At 65.2% G+C, this 17,521-nt stretch carries 12 protein-coding genes and 1 tRNA gene; 8 read left to right on the top strand and 5 right to left on the bottom strand.

What is annotated here, in order from left to right; translation table 11 throughout:
- Positions 1 to 128 precede the first annotated feature (128 nt).
- On the bottom strand, positions 129 to 1,004 hold the full coding sequence (locus tag ACQP2U_RS08290) for a TIGR03621 family F420-dependent LLM class oxidoreductase (RefSeq protein WP_433714127.1): 876 nt from the start codon (positions 1,002 to 1,004) through the stop codon (positions 129 to 131).
- 436 nt (positions 1,005 to 1,440) lie between these two features.
- Positions 1,441 to 1,517, bottom strand: a tRNA-Arg gene (locus ACQP2U_RS08295).
- Between the two features lie 220 nt (positions 1,518 to 1,737).
- Between ACQP2U_RS08295 and ACQP2U_RS08300 the strand changes: the two genes are divergently transcribed.
- From ACQP2U_RS08300 to ACQP2U_RS08330, 7 genes are all read left to right on the top strand, one after another.
- Positions 1,738 to 3,777, top strand: coding sequence for a cytochrome c oxidase assembly protein (locus ACQP2U_RS08300; protein WP_433714128.1), 2,040 nt, complete (start codon positions 1,738 to 1,740; stop codon positions 3,775 to 3,777).
- A 20-nt stretch (positions 3,778 to 3,797) separates the two neighbouring features.
- Entirely contained in the window at positions 3,798 to 4,766 is a 969-nt protein-coding gene (locus tag ACQP2U_RS08305; RefSeq protein WP_397038847.1) for a threonine/serine dehydratase, read from the top strand.
- Between the two features lie 154 nt (positions 4,767 to 4,920).
- Positions 4,921 to 5,445 (top strand): single-stranded DNA-binding protein, encoded by a 525-nt coding sequence (locus ACQP2U_RS08310; protein ID WP_433714129.1) that lies wholly within the window; start codon positions 4,921 to 4,923, stop codon positions 5,443 to 5,445.
- Positions 5,446 to 5,521: 76 nt separating this feature from the next.
- The gene (gene ettA, locus ACQP2U_RS08315) at positions 5,522 to 7,198 is read left to right on the top strand and encodes an energy-dependent translational throttle protein EttA (RefSeq protein ID WP_433714130.1); all 1,677 of its coding nucleotides are present in this window, start codon (positions 5,522 to 5,524) and stop codon (positions 7,196 to 7,198) included.
- 554 nt (positions 7,199 to 7,752) lie between these two features.
- Positions 7,753 to 12,690, top strand: a complete 4,938-nt coding sequence (locus ACQP2U_RS08320) for an NAD-glutamate dehydrogenase (RefSeq protein WP_433714131.1) — start codon at positions 7,753 to 7,755, stop codon at positions 12,688 to 12,690.
- Positions 12,691 to 12,731: 41 nt separating this feature from the next.
- Positions 12,732 to 13,154: an acyl-CoA thioesterase gene (locus tag ACQP2U_RS08325; protein ID WP_433716404.1), complete on the top strand. Its 423-nt coding sequence runs from the start codon at positions 12,732 to 12,734 to the stop codon at positions 13,152 to 13,154.
- 183 nt (positions 13,155 to 13,337) lie between these two features.
- Positions 13,338 to 14,003: a hypothetical protein gene (locus tag ACQP2U_RS08330; RefSeq protein WP_433714132.1), complete on the top strand. Its 666-nt coding sequence runs from the start codon at positions 13,338 to 13,340 to the stop codon at positions 14,001 to 14,003.
- A 444-nt stretch (positions 14,004 to 14,447) separates the two neighbouring features.
- Here the strand turns inward: ACQP2U_RS08330 and ACQP2U_RS08335 are convergent, their stop codons facing one another.
- Both ACQP2U_RS08335 and ACQP2U_RS08340 read right to left on the bottom strand, forming a co-directional pair.
- Positions 14,448 to 14,768 (bottom strand): AzlD domain-containing protein, encoded by a 321-nt coding sequence (locus tag ACQP2U_RS08335; protein WP_433714133.1) that lies wholly within the window; start codon positions 14,766 to 14,768, stop codon positions 14,448 to 14,450.
- Between the two features lie 37 nt (positions 14,769 to 14,805).
- A complete protein-coding gene (locus ACQP2U_RS08340) occupies positions 14,806 to 15,504 on the bottom strand; it encodes an AzlC family ABC transporter permease (RefSeq protein WP_433714134.1) in 699 nt (232 codons plus the stop codon).
- Between the two features lie 108 nt (positions 15,505 to 15,612).
- On the opposite strand from ACQP2U_RS08340, the gene ACQP2U_RS08345 reads away from it, so the two are divergent.
- Positions 15,613 to 16,173, top strand: coding sequence for a helix-turn-helix domain-containing protein (locus ACQP2U_RS08345; protein WP_433714135.1), 561 nt, complete (start codon positions 15,613 to 15,615; stop codon positions 16,171 to 16,173).
- Positions 16,174 to 16,712: 539 nt separating this feature from the next.
- Here the strand turns inward: ACQP2U_RS08345 and ACQP2U_RS08350 are convergent.
- Positions 16,713 to 17,420 carry an HNH endonuclease gene (locus ACQP2U_RS08350; RefSeq protein WP_433716405.1) on the bottom strand — a complete coding sequence of 236 codons (708 nt, stop codon included), beginning with the start codon at positions 17,418 to 17,420 and terminating at the stop codon, positions 16,713 to 16,715.
- Positions 17,421 to 17,521: the final 101 nt, after the last annotated feature.

A 17,521-nucleotide genomic window follows, 5' to 3' on the forward strand; every position in this document is an offset into this window, starting at 1 on the left:
GGAGTCGACGAGACGGCGATCACGCGGTCCAGATCCGCAGCCGCATGCGCGGTCCCGCTCCTGTGGCGACCGGCGCTGCGGCCGCCGGAATCACGTGACCAGCGCGGACCTTCCCGATAGCGACATACTCACCGAAGCTGTTCGATCACTTTCGCAAGCGCGGTCATGTGGGTCTCGGAGACCGAGTAATGGGTGATCGAGTACGCGTCGCGGTAGTGCCGCAGGGTGTCGGCGATGCTGTGTGCGGATCCGTGCAGCACACCGGGCAGATAACGCAACTGGGCATCGGACAGGTCCGGATTGAACCTGCGGGGCAGCGACAGATCCGTCTCGGCGTGGCCGTGCACGTCCACCGCCTGCAACATCAGGCCCACCTCGAGATCCGGGAAGCGTTCTCCGGCCGCGGCCCGGACGAACTCGACGCGCTGCGCGAGCGCGACGGTTCCGGCTTTCTCGGAATCGATGTCGGCGCTGACGGGCACCCCGGCCAGCGACACGGTGTCGGCGTGTTCGGCTGCCACCCGCACCAGACGATCCCCGAGCCCGGCCACCAGCAGCGGAATCCGGCGGTGGACCGGCGGTTGGTGACCGTTCCCGAACAGTGTCCGGATTTCGCCGATGGTGGCACGCAGGTTCTCGATACGTTGTCGCCCGCCCGGGAACGGCAGCCCCGCTGCCTCGAATTCGGGCTTCGCGAAATCCGGTCCCGCACCGAGTCCGAACTCGAACCGGCCATCGGTGAGCTGATCCACACTGGCGACATCACGAGCCAGCAGAGCAGGCCGGTAGAAGCCCGCATTCAATACCATCGTGCCGACGTGCACACGGTTGGTTGCCTCCGCCATGGCGACCAGCGTGGGGAAAGGTGAAGTCATACCCAGATGGTCGGGAACCTGTATCACGTCGTAGCCCAGGTCTTCGGCTTGCCGTGCCTTATCCCGCCACTCCGCGCGCGAGCCCGCGTCGTAGAACCCGACGGCGAACCGAAAAGGACGCTGTGTCATGTCATTTCGAGTTTCTTCCACACCTCGCACGTTAGTCGATCATGCGGGGGCTCGACCGCGATGTCGGTCGGCCTGGCTGGGGCAAGCTCGCTCGAGGCTGGGCGAGGTTGGCGGTTTCCGCTCGCGTCCAGATGGACGCGGGCTCCGAATCTTCTCTGTAGAAACGGTGGGGTCGCGGCGAGTCGTTGAAGAAGTCTGATTTTTCTCGTTTAAGGGCTGGTCTGGGGTGGTACCTATCCCACGGCAGGCCGTGACCTCTGCATACTTCGGGCTACTCGGATGGGAAACCGGTCACAGACATGACAACTGAATCGGTGAGTTCTTGGATGTGACTCGGGGACGCGCCCTCGAACTTGGATCCGCGTACGGTCGACAGAGGGTGTGGCGACGTGCGCGGTACCCGTCTGCCCGCGTAAACGCGAACGGACGGGCTGCGTGGCGCCCCCGGCAGGAATCGAACCTGCGACCTAGGGATTAGAAGGCCCTTGCTCTATCCAACTGAGCTACGGAGGCAGTGGGTTCCACCATGGCCGACATTGGCCGTGCTGTCCAGCTCGCCAAGTATAGCGACCGTCCAGATGGCTAGGTTCTAAGCGTCAGCAACATTTCAGCCACCTACGGTGTGCGGGCCAAGCGAGTCGCGGATGATCGACATCGCACCTCTGATCGGTAGCCACCATATCGGCACAAACCCCGCCGGGCCACGCATTAAGGGCCGACTACGCTCAGTGCCATGTCGTCACCGCATGACCCGTCTGTCGCACCCGAGCTCGAAGCGGGTAAGCCGGGCTCCGGGACGAGCTCCGCGATCTTGACCGTGCTGGCCGGTGCGATCGCGGCGGTGGTTGCCGCGATGATCGTCGGACTGTCGGCGGCGCAGGCGCTGAGTCTGCTGGGCATTCCGGATCCGGGGTCGCTGACCACCTATGGCTTGCCCGGGGTGCGCGCACTGGCCGATCTGTCCGCGGCGCTGACCGTCGGATCGCTGCTGCTCGCCGCTTTCCTGGTGCCGCCGCAGTCCAATGGGCTACTCGATGTCGGTGGATATCGGGCGGTGCGGCGCGCCTCGAATTTCGCGTTGGCCTGGGCGTGTTGCGCGGCGCTGCTCATACCGCTGACGGTGTCCGACACCACCGGGCAGCCGGTGGGCCAGATTTGGCGGCCGGCGCAGCTGTGGCACGCGATCGACCAGGTGGAGCTGGCCCAGGCGTGGCGTACGACGATGGTGTTCGCGCTGATCGTCGCGGTGGGCTGCCGACTCGCGCTGCGTTGGGGATGGGCCCCTGTGCTGTTCGGCGGCGCGATCGTGACCATGATGCCGCTGGCACTGACCGGACATTCGTCCGCGGGCGGCGCGCACGACCTGGCCACAAACAGCCTGATTCTGCATCTGGTGTCGGCTGCGGTGTGGGTCGGTGGATTGTTCGCGGTGCTCGCGCATGCGATGCGCGCTGGCGAGCACACCGATATCGCGGCCAAGCGGTTCTCGCTCACCGCCACGATCGCCTTCGTCGTGATCGGCGTCAGCGGTGTGATCAATTCCTGGGTGCGGGTGCCGTGGGGCGATCTGTTCACCACCACCTACGGCCGACTCGTGATCGCGAAAGCCTGTGCACTGGTGGTGCTCGGCGTATTCGGATATTTACAGCGCCGTGCCAGCCTGCCCGCACTCACCGCCGATCCGAGTGACCGCGCCGCGCTGATCCGATTCGGCGGGCTGGAGGTGTTGATCTTCGCGGCGACCATGGGTCTGGCCGTCGGGTTGGGGCGCACGCCGCCACCGCCGCCGACCAGCGTGCCGACACCGGCCGAGGTGGAACTCGGCTACAACCTCGACGGGCCGCCGACCGCCTCGCGAATTCTGTTCGACTGGCGCTTCGACTTGATCTTCGGCACGCTGGCCATCGTGCTTGCCGTGCTGTACCTGCTCGGGGTGCGTCGGTTGCGCGCGCGGGGCGATGCCTGGCCGGTCGGGCGCACCATCGCATGGCTCTCGGCCTGCGCAATCCTGCTTTTCGCCACCTCTGCCGGGGTCGGCCGGTATTCGCCCGCGGTCTTCAGTGTGCATATGGGACAGCACATGGCGTTATCGATGCTCGCGCCGATTCTGTTCGCGCTCGGCGGTGCGGTCACTCTCGCACTGCGGGCGTTGCCCGCGGCCGGACGTGGCGGAGTGCCCGGGCCGCGGGAGTGGATTCTGGCTGCGGTGCACAATCCGGTCTCGCGATTTCTGACCCATCCGATTGTCGCGTCGGTGATCTTCGTCGGCGGGTTCTACGCCCTGTACATGGGCGGTATCTACGACTCGTTCGTCGATTCCCACGCGGCACATCTGTTGATGAATCTGCATTTCCTGCTCAGCGGCTATCTGTTCTATTGGGTGGTCATCGGCATCGACCCCAAACCGCGCCAGGTGCAGCCGCTGACCAAGCTGGGCATGGTGTTCGGTTCGCTGCCTTTCCACGCCTTCTTCGGTATCGCGCTGATGAGCATGACCACCGTGATGGGCGGATGGTTCTTCCACAGTCTTGCCCTCGGCTGGAATAGTGACCTGCTCGGTGATCAGCGCACCGGCGGTAGCCTGGCGTGGGCCAGTGGTGAACTGCCGTTGGTCGTGGTGATGTTGGCACTGCTCATCCAGTGGTCACGCAGCGACGCGAAACTCGCGAAGCGGACCGACCGGGCTGCCGATCGCGACCACGACGCGGAGCTGGCCGCCCACAATGCGATGTTCGCCGAACTGGCCAAACGTGATCGAGGAATACGTCATTGAGCTCCCATCGAGGTGCAAGCGTGAGTGAGCGGGGTACCGCGGTGGTGGAGAACAGGCACGCCCGACGGGTATATCGGTCCGATGTGCGGACGGCGCGCAGACGGCTGGCCGGCCAGGTGCGCAAGACGCCGGTCTTCCATACCTCGGTCATCGGCCCGAACGGACCCGTCCCGGTCACGCTGAAACTCGAGTACCTACAGTACGGCGGGACATTCAAGGTTCGCGGCAGCTTCAACGCGCTGTTGGAGTCCTCGGCTCAGGTCGATCATGTGGTGATCGCTTCCGGTGGGAACGCCGGAATCGCGGCCGCGCTGGCTTCGGCTCGTCTCAGCAAGACATGCACGGTGGTGGTTCCGGAGTCGGCGCCGCACACCAAGGTGGCCGCGATGTGGTCCTACGGTGCCGAAGTGCTCTGGCACGGAACGACTTACGGCGAGGCCTACAAGTACGCGACCGAGCTGGCCGAAGAGCGGCGCGCGCTGCAGCTGCACGCCTACGACCTGCCTGCCGTGGTCGCCGGTGCGGGTGTCATCGGGCTGGAGCTGGAGGAGCAGGTGCGCGGGCGGCCTCCGGTGCTGGTCGCGGTCGGTGGTGGCGGATTGGTCGCCGGGATCGCTGCGGCGTTGGGCCGGCGCCAGCAGGTGATCGGGATCGAACCGGAGGGCATTCCGACGCTGAACGCGGCGTTGGTCGCGGACCGGCCGGTCGACGTGAATGTCCGTAGCATCGTGGCGGATTCGCTGGGCGCCAATCGAATCGGGGATATCGCGCTGGATATCGCGCGACGCTATGAAGTCCGGTCGCTGCTGGTGACCGATGATGCCATCTCGACCGCGCGGGAATATCTGTGGCGCGAGTTTCGAGTGGTGGTGGAACTTGCGGGGGCGACGGCATTGGCCGCCGTGCAGAGCGGTGCGTACGTGCCTGCTGAGGGGGAGCGTCCGGTGATCGTGCTGTGTGGCGCCAATACCGATCTGGCGGTCCTCTAGCTCGGGAGTCTGTGAAGCGGCGACTGTCCACATGCCGCGAAGTTGTCCACATTCGGAAATCGGGGCGGCCTGAGGGGGTTCGGAACCGTCAGGCTGAAAGGGCCCTCTCAGCGAGGGGTGAGCCTGACGGATCGAAACATAAAGGGGCGCAACGATGTATGAGTCGATGGTTACCGTGATCGGCACTGTGGTCACCCATCCGGTGAAGCGCGATCTGACCAATGGTGAGCAGGTGGTGACCTTCCGGATGGCGAGCAATTCGCGGCGGTTCAATCCGGAGACGAGCGAATGGGTCGACAGCGGGACTCTCTACCTCACTGTTAGCTGCTGGCGTCGCCTTGTGGTCGGTGTCGATGCCTCGTTGCGGCGCGGTGATCCGGTCATCGCCTACGGCCAGCTGCGCACCCACGAGTACCGAGCCAAGGACGGCGTGGAGCGGCGTGATGTCGAGATGCGCGCCACCTCGATCGGTCCGGACCTGTCCCGCTGTACCGCGCAGGTGGTCCGGCGCGCGGTTTCGGGCGCGGCGTCCGGACCCAGTACCCTGGCACGGAATAGTTGTGACCGATCCAGCGCTGATGACCGTGCACGCGTCGATGGGGAGGGACCGGGGGAGGACGCGACGTCCCTGACTTCCGCACCACCGCGGCTCGCGGATAACGAGCCCGTCGACGCTTGACCACACGGCCGGATACCCGGCGACAGTGGTGGCTCTGCTGCATTCCATCGATACCCACACCGATAGGCTTTCCTTTATGGCTGAGTTCATCTACCAAATGAAGAAGGTTCGCAAGGCGCACGGCGACAAGGTCGTGCTCGACGATGTCACCTTGAACTTCCTTCCCGGCGCGAAGATCGGCGTCGTCGGCCCCAATGGCGCGGGTAAATCCAGCGTGCTGAAGATCATGGCCGGACTGGACCAGCCAAATAATGGAGACGCCTTCCTCGCCCCGGGTGCCACGGTGGGCATCCTGCAGCAGGAGCCGCCGCTGAACGAGGAGAAGACGGTTCGCGGCAATGTCGAGGAGGGCCTCGGCGAGATCAAGGTGAAGCTGGATCGCTTCAACGAGATCGCCGAACTGATGGCCACCGACTACTCCGACGAGCTCATGGACGAAATGGGCAAACTGCAGGAGTACCTCGATCACGCCGATGCCTGGGATGTCGACTCTCAGCTCGAGCAGGCCATGGACGCACTGCGCTGCCCGCCGCCGGACGAGCCGGTTACCAACCTCTCCGGTGGTGAGCGCCGCCGCGTCGCACTGTGCAAGCTGCTGCTCAGCAAGCCCGATCTGTTGCTGCTCGACGAACCGACCAACCACCTCGATGCCGAGAGCGTGCTGTGGCTCGAGCAGCACCTGGCCTCCTACCAGGGCGCCGTTCTCGCCGTTACGCACGACCGGTACTTCCTCGACAATGTCGCCGAGTGGATCCTCGAACTCGACCGCGGCCGTGCCTACCCGTACGAGGGCAACTACTCCACCTACCTGGAGAAGAAGGCCCAGCGCCTGGAGGTCCAGGGCAAGAAGGACCAGAAGCTGCAGAAGCGGCTCAAGGAGGAGCTGGCCTGGGTGCGTTCCGGCGCCAAGGCCCGCCAGGCCAAGAACAAGGCACGTCTCGGTCGGTACGAGGAGATGGCGGCCGAGGCCGAGAAGCACAGGAAGTTGGACTTCGAGGAGATCCAGATCCCCGCGGGCCCGCGCCTGGGCAGTGTAGTGGTCGAGGTCGAGCATCTGGACAAGGGCTTCGGCGATCGTCAGCTCATCAAGGATCTGTCGTTCACTCTGCCGCGCAACGGCATTGTCGGTGTGATCGGTCCGAACGGTGTTGGTAAGACCACGCTGTTCAAGACGATTGTTGGGCTCGAGTCGCCCGACAGCGGCGAGGTGAAGGTCGGCGAGACGGTCAAGCTGAGCTATGTCGACCAGAACCGAGCGGGCATCGACCCGAAGAAGAATGTGTGGCAGGTCGTTTCCGAGGGGCTTGACTTCATCGAGGTCGGCAACCAGGAGATGCCATCGCGCGCCTACGTCAGTGCGTTCGGCTTCAAGGGGCCGGACCAGCAGAAGCCGGCCGGGGTGCTCTCCGGTGGTGAGCGCAACCGACTGAACCTCGCGCTCACCCTCAAGCAGGGCGGCAACCTGATCCTGCTCGACGAGCCGACCAACGACCTCGACGTGGAAACGCTGAGCTCGCTGGAGAACGCGCTCGAGCAGTTCCCGGGCTGCGCCGTGGTCATCTCCCACGACCGCTGGTTCCTCGACCGCACTTGCACCCACATCCTGGCGTGGGAGGGTGACAACGACAATGAAGCCAAGTGGTTCTGGTTCGAGGGCAACTTCGAGGCATATGAGGCCAACAAGATCGAGCGCCTCGGCCTGGAGGCGGCCCGCCCGCACCGGGTGACGCACCGCAAGCTCACCCGCGACTGAGTCCGGCGTCCGGCGGGGCGGTCGCTGTTTGCGCTGCCTCCGCCGGGTGGCTTTGTGAGTGCCGGATGGCGAACCGACCATTCGGTCGTGGCCGGGCAGACCTGTTGCCGCGGCGAGTTGTTCGAGAAGACCGTTGCTGCTGCGGGGGCAGCGGGTTGCGGAACGGCACGGAGGCGATCGACTCTGTGCATGACGACGTTGAACGGTCGTTCTGCCGAAGGAATTGCGGCGAACAGGCACCGCGCAGCGTCTTCATCGAAGGAAATGCGGTCGACACACGCCCTTCCAAAGATCTGACTATGGTGGGGAACGTGCATGTGCAGGCGCAGTCCGGGCATTGGGTCGCTACCACCGCGATTGCGTCTACCTGACGTCGCCGGTCCGATCGGGTGCTGTGCCGGGACCATCGACCTCGGCAATCAAGCGGCGAACGCTGCGGTATTGGTGAACACCCTGCATTTGGAAGGGATTTCACCCACGCGTCAGCACGGCACAGCTACTCTCGGACCGGCGTCACTTTGTTGCGGAACCGAATCCGAGGAGTTGGCGAAAAAATGACGGTCTCGTCCGAATTGTCCAGTGCGGCGTGGGCCGCGAGTTTGCCGCAGTCGCTGCGCGGCGAACTCGCAACCCTCGAGGAGGCGTATTTCCGCCACGTCGACGCGGGCGATGTGGACTGTGCGATCACCGGGATCACTCAGATCTTCCGGCGGCATATGGAACTCGCGATGACTCGCCCCGTCGGGCGGGCGCTGGTGCGGGTCTACCACCCTGACGACGGCTCCGGCCTCGGCGCGGCGGTGCAATTGGTCACCGACGATATGTCGCTACTGGTGGAGTCGATCACCTCGTCGCTGAGCCGGATGGGCGTCAGCGTGAGCGAGGTGATCCACCCGATCTTCGAGGTGACGCGCGATCCGGACGGACGGCTGATCAGCGCCGCACCGCATGAGGTCGACAGCAATGGCACCGACGGCCTGCGCGAATCGTGGATGCACCTGCAGTTGCATCCCTCGACCAGTCGGGCACTGCTGGACCGGATCGAGCAGTCCATGCCGGATGTGGTCGCGGACGTGCGTCAGGTCATCGGCGATACCGAGGCCATCAAACAGGTGCAGAGCAACCTCGCCGATGAGCTGGAGGTGGCGGCGAAATCCGGCCACGCGCCGTTCTCCGATATCGATCTGGTCGATACCGCGAATCTGTTGCGCTGGTTGGCCAGTGGCAATTTCACCGTGCTCGGCTATGCCCGATACCGAATCAGCGCCGACCAGGGGCAGACGATCTCGAACCCGCTGCCCGGCACCTGCCTCGGCGTGCTGCGTCCGGATGTCGGCACCGACTTCCGGGTGCCGATCAACGCCGGCGACGGCCCGCTGCTCATGCTCACCCAGGGCCTGGTGCCTGCCACCGTGCACCGCTCGGTGTACCCGTACTTCATCGGCGTCGCCGACTTCGACGAGTCCGGCACGATCGTCGGCGAGCACGTGTTCATCGGTGTTTTCACCGTGACCGCGGTGCACGAGAACGTCTTGGATATCCCGGTGATCGAGCGCCGGGTGCGTTCGGTGATCGAAGAAAGCGGCTTCGACCTGGATTCCTTCTCCGGGCAGGCCATGCTAGAGGTCATCCAGTCGTTCCCGCGCACCGAACTGTTCTCCTCCGATGCCGAGACCATGCGTCGCACCGCGACCGCGGTACTGAATGTCGGTCTGCGCCGACAGGTTCGGTTGTTCCTGCGCTCGGACGGCTACGGGCGGTTCGTCGCGTGCCTGGTCTATCTGCCTCGGGATCGCTACACCACGCGGGTGCGGTTGGAGATGCAGGAAATCCTGGTGCGCGAACTGGGCGGCGTCTCCATCGACTACTCCGCGCGGGTCAGCGAGAGCGAGCTGGCCAGTGTGTATTTCACGGTGCGCATGCCGGAATCCGAACTTGGGTTGCCGCACGAATCGGTGGCCCAAGCCGACACCTCCGAGGCCAATCGGCTGCGCATCCAGAGCCTGCTCGCCGAGGCGACGAATACCTGGGAAGACCGCCTCAACGATGCGGTGAGCACCTCGACCGTGCTGGATCCCGGCGTCGTGCAGCGCTACGCCGAGTCCTTCCCGGAGGCGTACAAACAGGATTTCGCCGCCGAGCGCGCGCTGGCCGACGTGGCTCGGCTGGAGGGACTTGCCGCGGGGTCCATCGACCAACACCTGTATCGCCGCGCGGATTCGGTGCCGGGTTCGTGGCGGTTCACCCTCTACATCGGCGGCAGCGGCATCTCGCTGAGCCAGGTGCTGCCGGTGTTGCAGAGCCTCGGCGTCGAGGTGGTCGACGAGCGGCCGTATCAGATTCTGTTGGATCCGGTGCTCGGCGATGACGGCGGGGAACGCTGGATCTACGACTTCGGCCTGCTGGCTCGCCCGGAACTGCTGCGCAGTTCGCTGGACCGGGATCTGGACGCCGAACTGCTGGAATCCTCGGCCAGAGCCGATGCGCTGGAATCGGAGGAACGGGGCCTGCACGACCGGTTCACCGAGGCCTTCGAAGCGGTCTGGTTCGGGCGTGCCGAAGCCGACGGGCTCAATGAACTCGTGCTGCGCGCCCGCCTGACGTGGCGCGCGGTATCGATCCTGCGGATGTACGCGAAGTACTTGCAGCAGGCCGACTTCCCCTACAGCCAGGCGAATATCACCAGGGTGCTGCTCGCCTATCCGGATATCGCGCGACTGTTCGTCGATCTGTTCGCGGCGCGGTTCGATCCGGATACCGAATCGGCCGAAGACGCCGCCGAATTGGAGACCCGGGTCCGCGGTCGCATCGATGAGGTCGTCAGCTTGGACGCCGACCGGATCCTGCGTGCGATCCTGTCGCTGGTCAAGGCGACGCTGCGGACGAACTACTACGTGACCGACGCCAAGGGCAATTCGCGCGGGTACATCTCGGTGAAGGTGGAACCGCGCGAAATCGCCGAATTGCCCAAGCCGAGGCCGCAATTCGAGATCTTCGTGTACTCGCCGCGGGTGGAGGGCGTGCATCTGCGCTTCGGTCCGGTGGCGCGTGGCGGGTTGCGCTGGTCGGACCGGTTGGAGGATTTCCGTACCGAGATCCTGGGTCTGGTGAAGGCACAGGCGGTGAAGAACGCGGTGATCGTGCCGGTCGGCGCCAAGGGCGGATTCGTGGTGAAGCAGCCGCCCGCGGCCACCGGTGATCCGACCGCGGATCGGCAGGCGCTCGGCGCGGAGGGCGTCGAATGCTATCGGACCTTCATTTCCGGTCTGCTCGATGTCACCGACAATGTCGACCGCGCGACCGGTGCGGTACTGCCGCCCGAGCGGGTGATCCGGCGCGACGCCGATGACACCTACCTGGTGGTCGCCGCCGATAAGGGCACCGCGACCTTCTCCGATATCGCCAACGATGTGGCCCAGCGCTACGGGTTCTGGCTCGGTGACGCATTCGCCTCCGGTGGTTCGGCGGGTTACGACCACAAGGCGATGGGCATTACCGCCAAGGGCGCATGGGAGAGCGTGAAACGCCACTTCCAGGAGATGGATATCGACACGCAGACCACCGATTTCACCGTGGTCGGCGTCGGAGATATGAGCGGCGACGTGTTCGGCAACGGCATGCTGCTCTCCGAGCACATCCGGTTGGTCGCCGCCTTCGACCACCGGCACATCTTCCTGGATCCTGATCCCGATTCGGCCACGTCGTTCCGGGAGCGGCAGCGGATGTTCGCATTGCCGCGCTCGTCCTGGGCCGATTACGACACCTCGCTGATCAGCACCGGCGGTGGCGTCTGGGATCGCACCGTGAAGTCGGTGCCGATCAGCCCGCAGGCGCGAAAGGCATTGGGGCTGGCCGACGATGTGGTCGCGTTGTCACCGCCGGAACTGGTGCGGGCGATCCTGCTCGCGCCGGTGCAGCTGCTGTGGAACGGCGGTATCGGCACCTACATCAAGGCGAGTACCGAGACCAACGCCGAGGTCGGCGACAAGTCCAATGACGCGGTGCGCGTCAACGGAAATCAATTGCGGGTCAAGGTGATCGGCGAGGGCGGCAATCTGGGTGCGACCGCACTCGGCCGAATCGAGTTCTGCCGCAACGGCGGCAAGATGAACACCGACGCACTGGACAACTCGGCCGGTGTCGACTGCTCCGACCACGAGGTCAATATCAAGGTGCTGCTCGATGGTGTGGTCAGCGCGGGCGTACTGCCTGAGGCCGAACGCAATCCGCTGCTCGCCTCGATGACCGATGAGGTTGCCCAGATGGTGTTGCAGGACAACGTCTCCCAGAATTTCCTGATGGGCATCTCCCGGGCCGAGGCGCCCCGGATGCTGAATGTGCACCAGCGGCTCATCGAGGATCTGGAGGCGCGTCGCGGGGTGGATCGCGAGCTGGAAGCGCTGCCATCGGAGGTGGAGATCAAGCGCAGGTTCGAAGAGGGCTCTGGTCTCGCCTCCCCGGAATTGTCCAATCTCATGGCACACGTGAAGCTTTCGCTCAAGGCCGATCTGCTCGAAACCGATCTGCCGGATACCGCGTACTTCGCCACTCGGCTGCCGGCGTACTTCCCGACACCGCTGCGCGAGCGCTTCGGCACCGCCATCAAGCGGCACCGACTGCGTCGCGAGATCACCACCACCATGGTGGTGAACGAGATGGTCGACTACGGCGGCATCTCCTACGCCCATCGGCTGAGCGAGGAGATCGGCGCCAGCTCGACCGACGCCGTGCGCGCATTCGCGGCGGCCAGCGAGATCTTCGATCTGCACGATATGTGGGCGCGGATCCGGGCCACCGACGCCGCGGTGTCGGTGCGCGACGAACTCGAACTGGAGACCAAGCGGACGCTGGACCGCGCCTCGCGCTGGTTGCTGAGCAACCGCCCGCAGCCGATCGCGGTCGGCGCGGAGATCAATCGGTACAGCCGGGGCGTGCGGGAACTGGCCCCGAAGGTGCCGGGCTGGCTGCGCGGACATCATGTCGCGACGCTGACCGATCAATCCGCCGAAGTGATCGCCCGCGGCGCGCCGACCGACCTCGCCACCGAGGTCTTCGGGCTGCTGAATCTGTTCCCGCTGCTCGATGTGTTGGATATCGCAGATATCACCGATCGCAGCGGTGAGGAGGTCGGCTCGCTGTACTACGCGCTCAACGATCACCTCAAGATTGATTGGCTGTTGCAGGCGGTCAGCCACCTGGAACGCGGTGATCGCTGGCATGCGCTGGCCCGACTCGCACTGCGCGACGATATGTACGGATCGCTGCGCTCGCTGACCCTCGACGTGCTCTCCGGGGGCGACCCGGAGGAGACAGCGGACGAAAAGATTGCATACTGGGAGTCGAAAAACCAGTCCCGGCTCGGACGTGCTCGGGCCGCGCTGTCGGAGTTGTTCGAGTCCGGAACCCACGATCTCGCCACGCTGTCGGTTGCGGCGCGGCAAGTGCGAAGCATGGTGAGCGGGGTGGGCGCCCAATCGGAGGTACCGCGTTGACCAGTTCGCTCAACGGTAATGGGAGGGCGCTTGGTGGCAGCCTGCTGTTGCCCAAGCGCTTCCACGCCAAGGTAGACGTCAGGTGGTCGGACATGGACGTGTTCCAACACGTCAACCATGCCCGCATGGTGACGCTGCTGGAGGAGGCGCGGATCCCGTGGCTGTTCGAGGACGGACGCCCGACCGCGCCGTTGCGCGAGGGTTGTGTGCTGGCGGATCTCCGAGTCCGCTACCGCGGCCAGTTGCGTCACGAGGACACCCCGCTCGATATCGCCATGTGGATCGAGCAGCTGCGTGCGGTCGACTTCACCATCGGTTACGAGGTCCGGGCCAATGGCACGGCCCCGGACTCGCCGCCCGCGGTGATCGCCTCCACCCAGATCGCGGCCTTCGATATGCGCTCGCAGCGCCTGCGTCGGCTCACCGATTCCGAGCGGGATTACCTCGCCGAGTGGAAAGAGTGAGCGACAGCCCGGCTCGTTCGGGCGGCGGATTCGGATCGCTGGGCGGTAATGGCTGGCTTCGGCCGTCGAGCAGCGGTCCGAATCGGCTCGTATGGTGATGGTTGCAGGCGGTCGTGTAGCGGTTGGTGGCGGACTGCGGTCGTCGTGTGGCGGCGCCCGCGATGGGGTGATGTGGGAGCACTGATGTCGGGACAGCGCGTCCTCGAGGTTTCCGATCCGGCCGAGCGGGAGAACCTGGCGACCTTTCTGAGCCGGGCCATTCGACTGGATCCCGCGGCGGTGGTGCGCATGCGCCGTCGCGGGGAACGGTATGTATCCGCATGGGTGGCAACGGGTTTCGAGGCGCTCGCGGCGCGTACCGTGGTCGCCGAACTCGGCGTCGATGACGTAACCGTCGGCGCCGACCTGGTGCTGGCCGGTTTGCCGTCCGGTAGTCCGATTGATCTCGGCTACTCGATGGATTCGGCTTGGCGTGGTGCGCTGCCACCGGATGTCGGTTTCGAACATGTAGATGATGTGCCCGCGCGCACCCTCGTTGAGCTCGCCGAACAGGGTGCGGCACTGGCCAAGGAGCACGGCAGCAATCACGGCCCGCCCTCCTCTTTGCTGGACCAGACGGTACTCACGGTATCCGCCGCCGAGGTTCGGGTGCAGGTTCCGATGCGCGTGGTATTCGCACTCACCGCAATGGATTTCATTCCACACTCCGGTGATAAGGCGGATCCGCGCCGCATCCCGTCCGCCGAGATCGTGCGCGTACGCGCCACCAGGACCTGGCTGCGTCTCGATGCTCGATACGGATCCGTCGCTCGCCGTCAAGGTGGCGGCATCTCCCTTACCCCGAGCTAGCCTGCGCTGCCGATCCCTACTCTGGCTTCGCGCCCGTTGCGGGCGCGCGTCAAGCTGGCGGTTTCCGTTCGCTCGCTAGCTGGTCCGCGCTCTCAATCTTTCTTGGGCTTTGTGGGTGTGCGTCGAGGTGGCGGTGGCCTGTTGTCTGCTGGCTGGTCTGCGGTCTCGATCGTTCTTGGGCTTTGTGTCGGTTGTGGGTATGTGTCGAGCTGGCGGTGGCCTGTTTGCCTGCTAGCTGGTCTGCGGTCTCGATCGTTCCTGGGCTTCGCGTCTGTTGTGGGTGTGCGCGTCAAGGTGGCGGTACTCCGTACCCGTCCCCGGCTAACCCGCGCTCAGCGAACCCTTCTCAGGCTTCGTATCTGTTGTGGGCGCTCGTCACGGCGGGGATCATCCCGAGAAGGAGAGCGGCCGATCGGGTCCCAGTGTCGACCGGTGGCATGGGTGTCAGGACGCGCCGAGCAGACGCAGGACGGCTGTGGTGGCTGCTGCGGCGAGGATCACCACGAGCATGGGCTGGTCGCGCCAGGCTAGAAGTCCGCCGACGAGAACGCCTGCGGGAAGCGCGAATCCCAGATTGCCGGAGCCGGTGGGCAGGGTGGTGATGGCGACCATAGCGGCTAGCAGGACGACCGCGCCGATCTCCAGGAGCTTTGTCGCTCGCTCCGGGAAGCGGATGCGATTGCGTAGCGCCGGGCCCGACGAACGGAAGGCGTAGGTTCCGGCGGACAGTGCCGACATGGCCACCAGCAGGACCGGAGTGCTCATCGCTGCGCCTCGCTCGGCTGCGTGCCGGTTCGCTTGATCATGATTTCTGCGCCTCGCCCGGCTCTTCGCCATCCCGCTTCGAGATGGCGAAGAACAGTCCGGAAAGCGCAACCAGCACAGGCATTCCCGCAGGCAAGAACGGCGCGCTGGCCACGGCGGCGGTAGCACCGATGAGCGCGGCGCGCAAGGTGCCGCGTGCTCGTAGCGCAGGCATGATCAGCGATAACAACACCGCAGGGAACACCGCGTCCAACCCGATCGCACCGGTATCGGGCACCACTGTGCCGATCAACGCGCCGATCGCCGCACCACCCGGCCACGCAATGAGCACACCCAAACCGCTCACCCAATACGCGGCCCGCCGACGCGCCATATCGGGCTGGGCCAGCGCCAGTGCGACGGATTCGTCGTTCATGACATGTACGCCGATGCGCCGCCGCCACCCGGTGCCGACCACGTCGGGCACCGACAGCCCGTATGGCACATGCCGGGCATTGACCAGCAATCCGGCCAGTACCGCCGCGATGGGGCTGCCACCGGCGGCCATGATGCCGATGAATAGGAACTCCGCACCGCCCGCGAGCACCACGATCCCGAGCGCAATCGGTACCCAAAGTGGAAAGCCGGAGGTGACAGCTGTCGCGCCGTAGGAAACACCGATCAGCCCGACCGCGAGCAGTACCGCCGCGATTCCGGAGATTGTGTCCCGATCGAGTGTTCGCCATATCGAACGCATGTAGCTCATAGTGAACATGGCGCGACGATTCGTCAATATGGTTCGCTGTTGGGCGGTCAGCTGTACTCACACCCCGGCCGGCCATCCCTCTAGTCAACGGGAGCGGAAATGGAGCAGAGTCCGACGACGCCGCAGGCGGTGATCGCCGCTGCCCTGCGCCGCGAGCGCACCCGCGCCGGGCTATCGCTCACCGAGGTCGCCAACCGCGCGGGTGTAGCGAAATCCACACTCTCCCAATTGGAATCCGGTACCGGCAATCCGAGCCTCGAGACCTTGTGGGCGCTGTGCGTGGCCCTGGACATGCCCTTCTCGCGGCTACTCGATCCGCCTCGTCCCACCGTTCATGTCATCCGCGCGGGCGAGGGACCGGTGGTCGCGGCCGCGGAGTCCGAGTACCGCGCGACACTGCTGGCAGCCGGTCCGGCCAACTCACGCCGCGATCTGTTCCGGATCACCGCTGAACCGGGCCATGCGCGCAAATCAGTGCCGCACATCCCCGGCGTGGTCGAGCATGTACTTCTCGCCAGTGGACGCGCGCTTGTCGGCCCGATCGACACGCCGGTCGAACTGGCGGCCGGCGACTACATCGCCTATCCGGGCGACGCACCGCACGTCTTCGAGGCGCTCGAACCCGACACCTGGGCAACGCTGGTCGTCGAATACACGTGATTCCCGGCCAGCTGATCCGAACATCTCGGGGCACGCAATATCACGCCAAGGTGCATGCGCGTGTCTCTCGGGCCTCCTGCCTCCGGGTGTCAGCTGCGCTGTCGCCCGCTCGGTCTGCTCGGCGCGGCCGGTCGCGACCACTTGGACGCGGATGGTGTGCGTCTTGGATGATGCTCACGTGCGTCGGGCTGCCTTGTCGCCCAGTTCTATTGGTGTGCCTCTCGGATCGTGCTCACGGGTGTCGGGCCGCCTTGTCGTCGAAGTTATGCGCGTGCCTTTCGGGCCATTGCATGGGTGTCACGCGGCGTTGTCGTCGCGGTTATGCGCGTGCCTTTTGTCGACGGCACGGCAAAAATGAGCACGGCGCGGCGTGCCGAGAAGTCGTCAGAATTGGCGTGCCGTCGACACTTTTCGGGCCATGCTGCATGGGTGGCGTTGACGTCGAGGCTATGCATGTGCCTCTCGGATCGTGCCCACGGGCGTCGGGCTGCGTTGTTCGTCGAGATCATGCGCAGGCCCTTGGATCGTGCCCGCGAGCTTCAGGCAGCACCTTCGCCGAGGTACTGCAACCAGACCGGATCTAGTTCCGCGGTCGTGGACAGCAGCCGCCAATGCGGACCCTTCGGCGAAACCAGCGGCGAACGCAACGTCCACCCCAACTCGCTGAGCAGCTTATCGGCCTTGCGGTGGTTGCACGGCGCGCAGCTCGCTACGCAGTTCTCCCAGGAATGTTCACCACCGCGGCTGCGCGGGATGACGTGGTCGATGGTCTCCGCCTTGCCACCGCAATAGCCGCAGCGGTAGCGGTCGCGGTGCATGAGGGCGGCGCGGGTCATCGGGACGCGCGCACGATAGGGCACGTGTACATAGCTGCGCAGCCGGATGACGGAGGGAATCGTGACGGCGGATTCGGCGGAGTGCACTACCGAACCCTCGGGATCGTGGTGGACGGTGTCGGCTTTATCGCAGATGAGAAGTACGACGGCGCGGCGCGCGGACAAGGCGGTGAGCGGCTCGTAGGTGGCATTCAGAAGCAGCACCCGGCGCTTCAACCAGTTGGCGGCCTCGTTCTGGACGGACGTGAGGTGTGGAATGTGGTGAGCAGGCTCACCGGTGCGATGGGCACCCGGATGGTGGTCGGACAAGATGTGCAGCGGAGTAGCCCCCGACCCACGATTGTGGACGTCGGCGGGCTGGAGTTGTCGGTGCGTCCTGGCCTCATGTGATCGGCCGTGCCGCTGCTTCATGGTGACCCCGGTTTCTTCGTCATCAAGATCATGTGGTATCTCGGCAGAGACTGCCACCCAGTTGACCATGGAACGCCTGCTATTGCACGGTGATTTCGCAC

Origin of the sequence: Nocardia sp. CA-084685 (assembly GCF_050955785.1) — a bacterium.
GTDB lineage: Bacteria > Actinomycetota > Actinomycetes > Mycobacteriales > Mycobacteriaceae > Nocardia.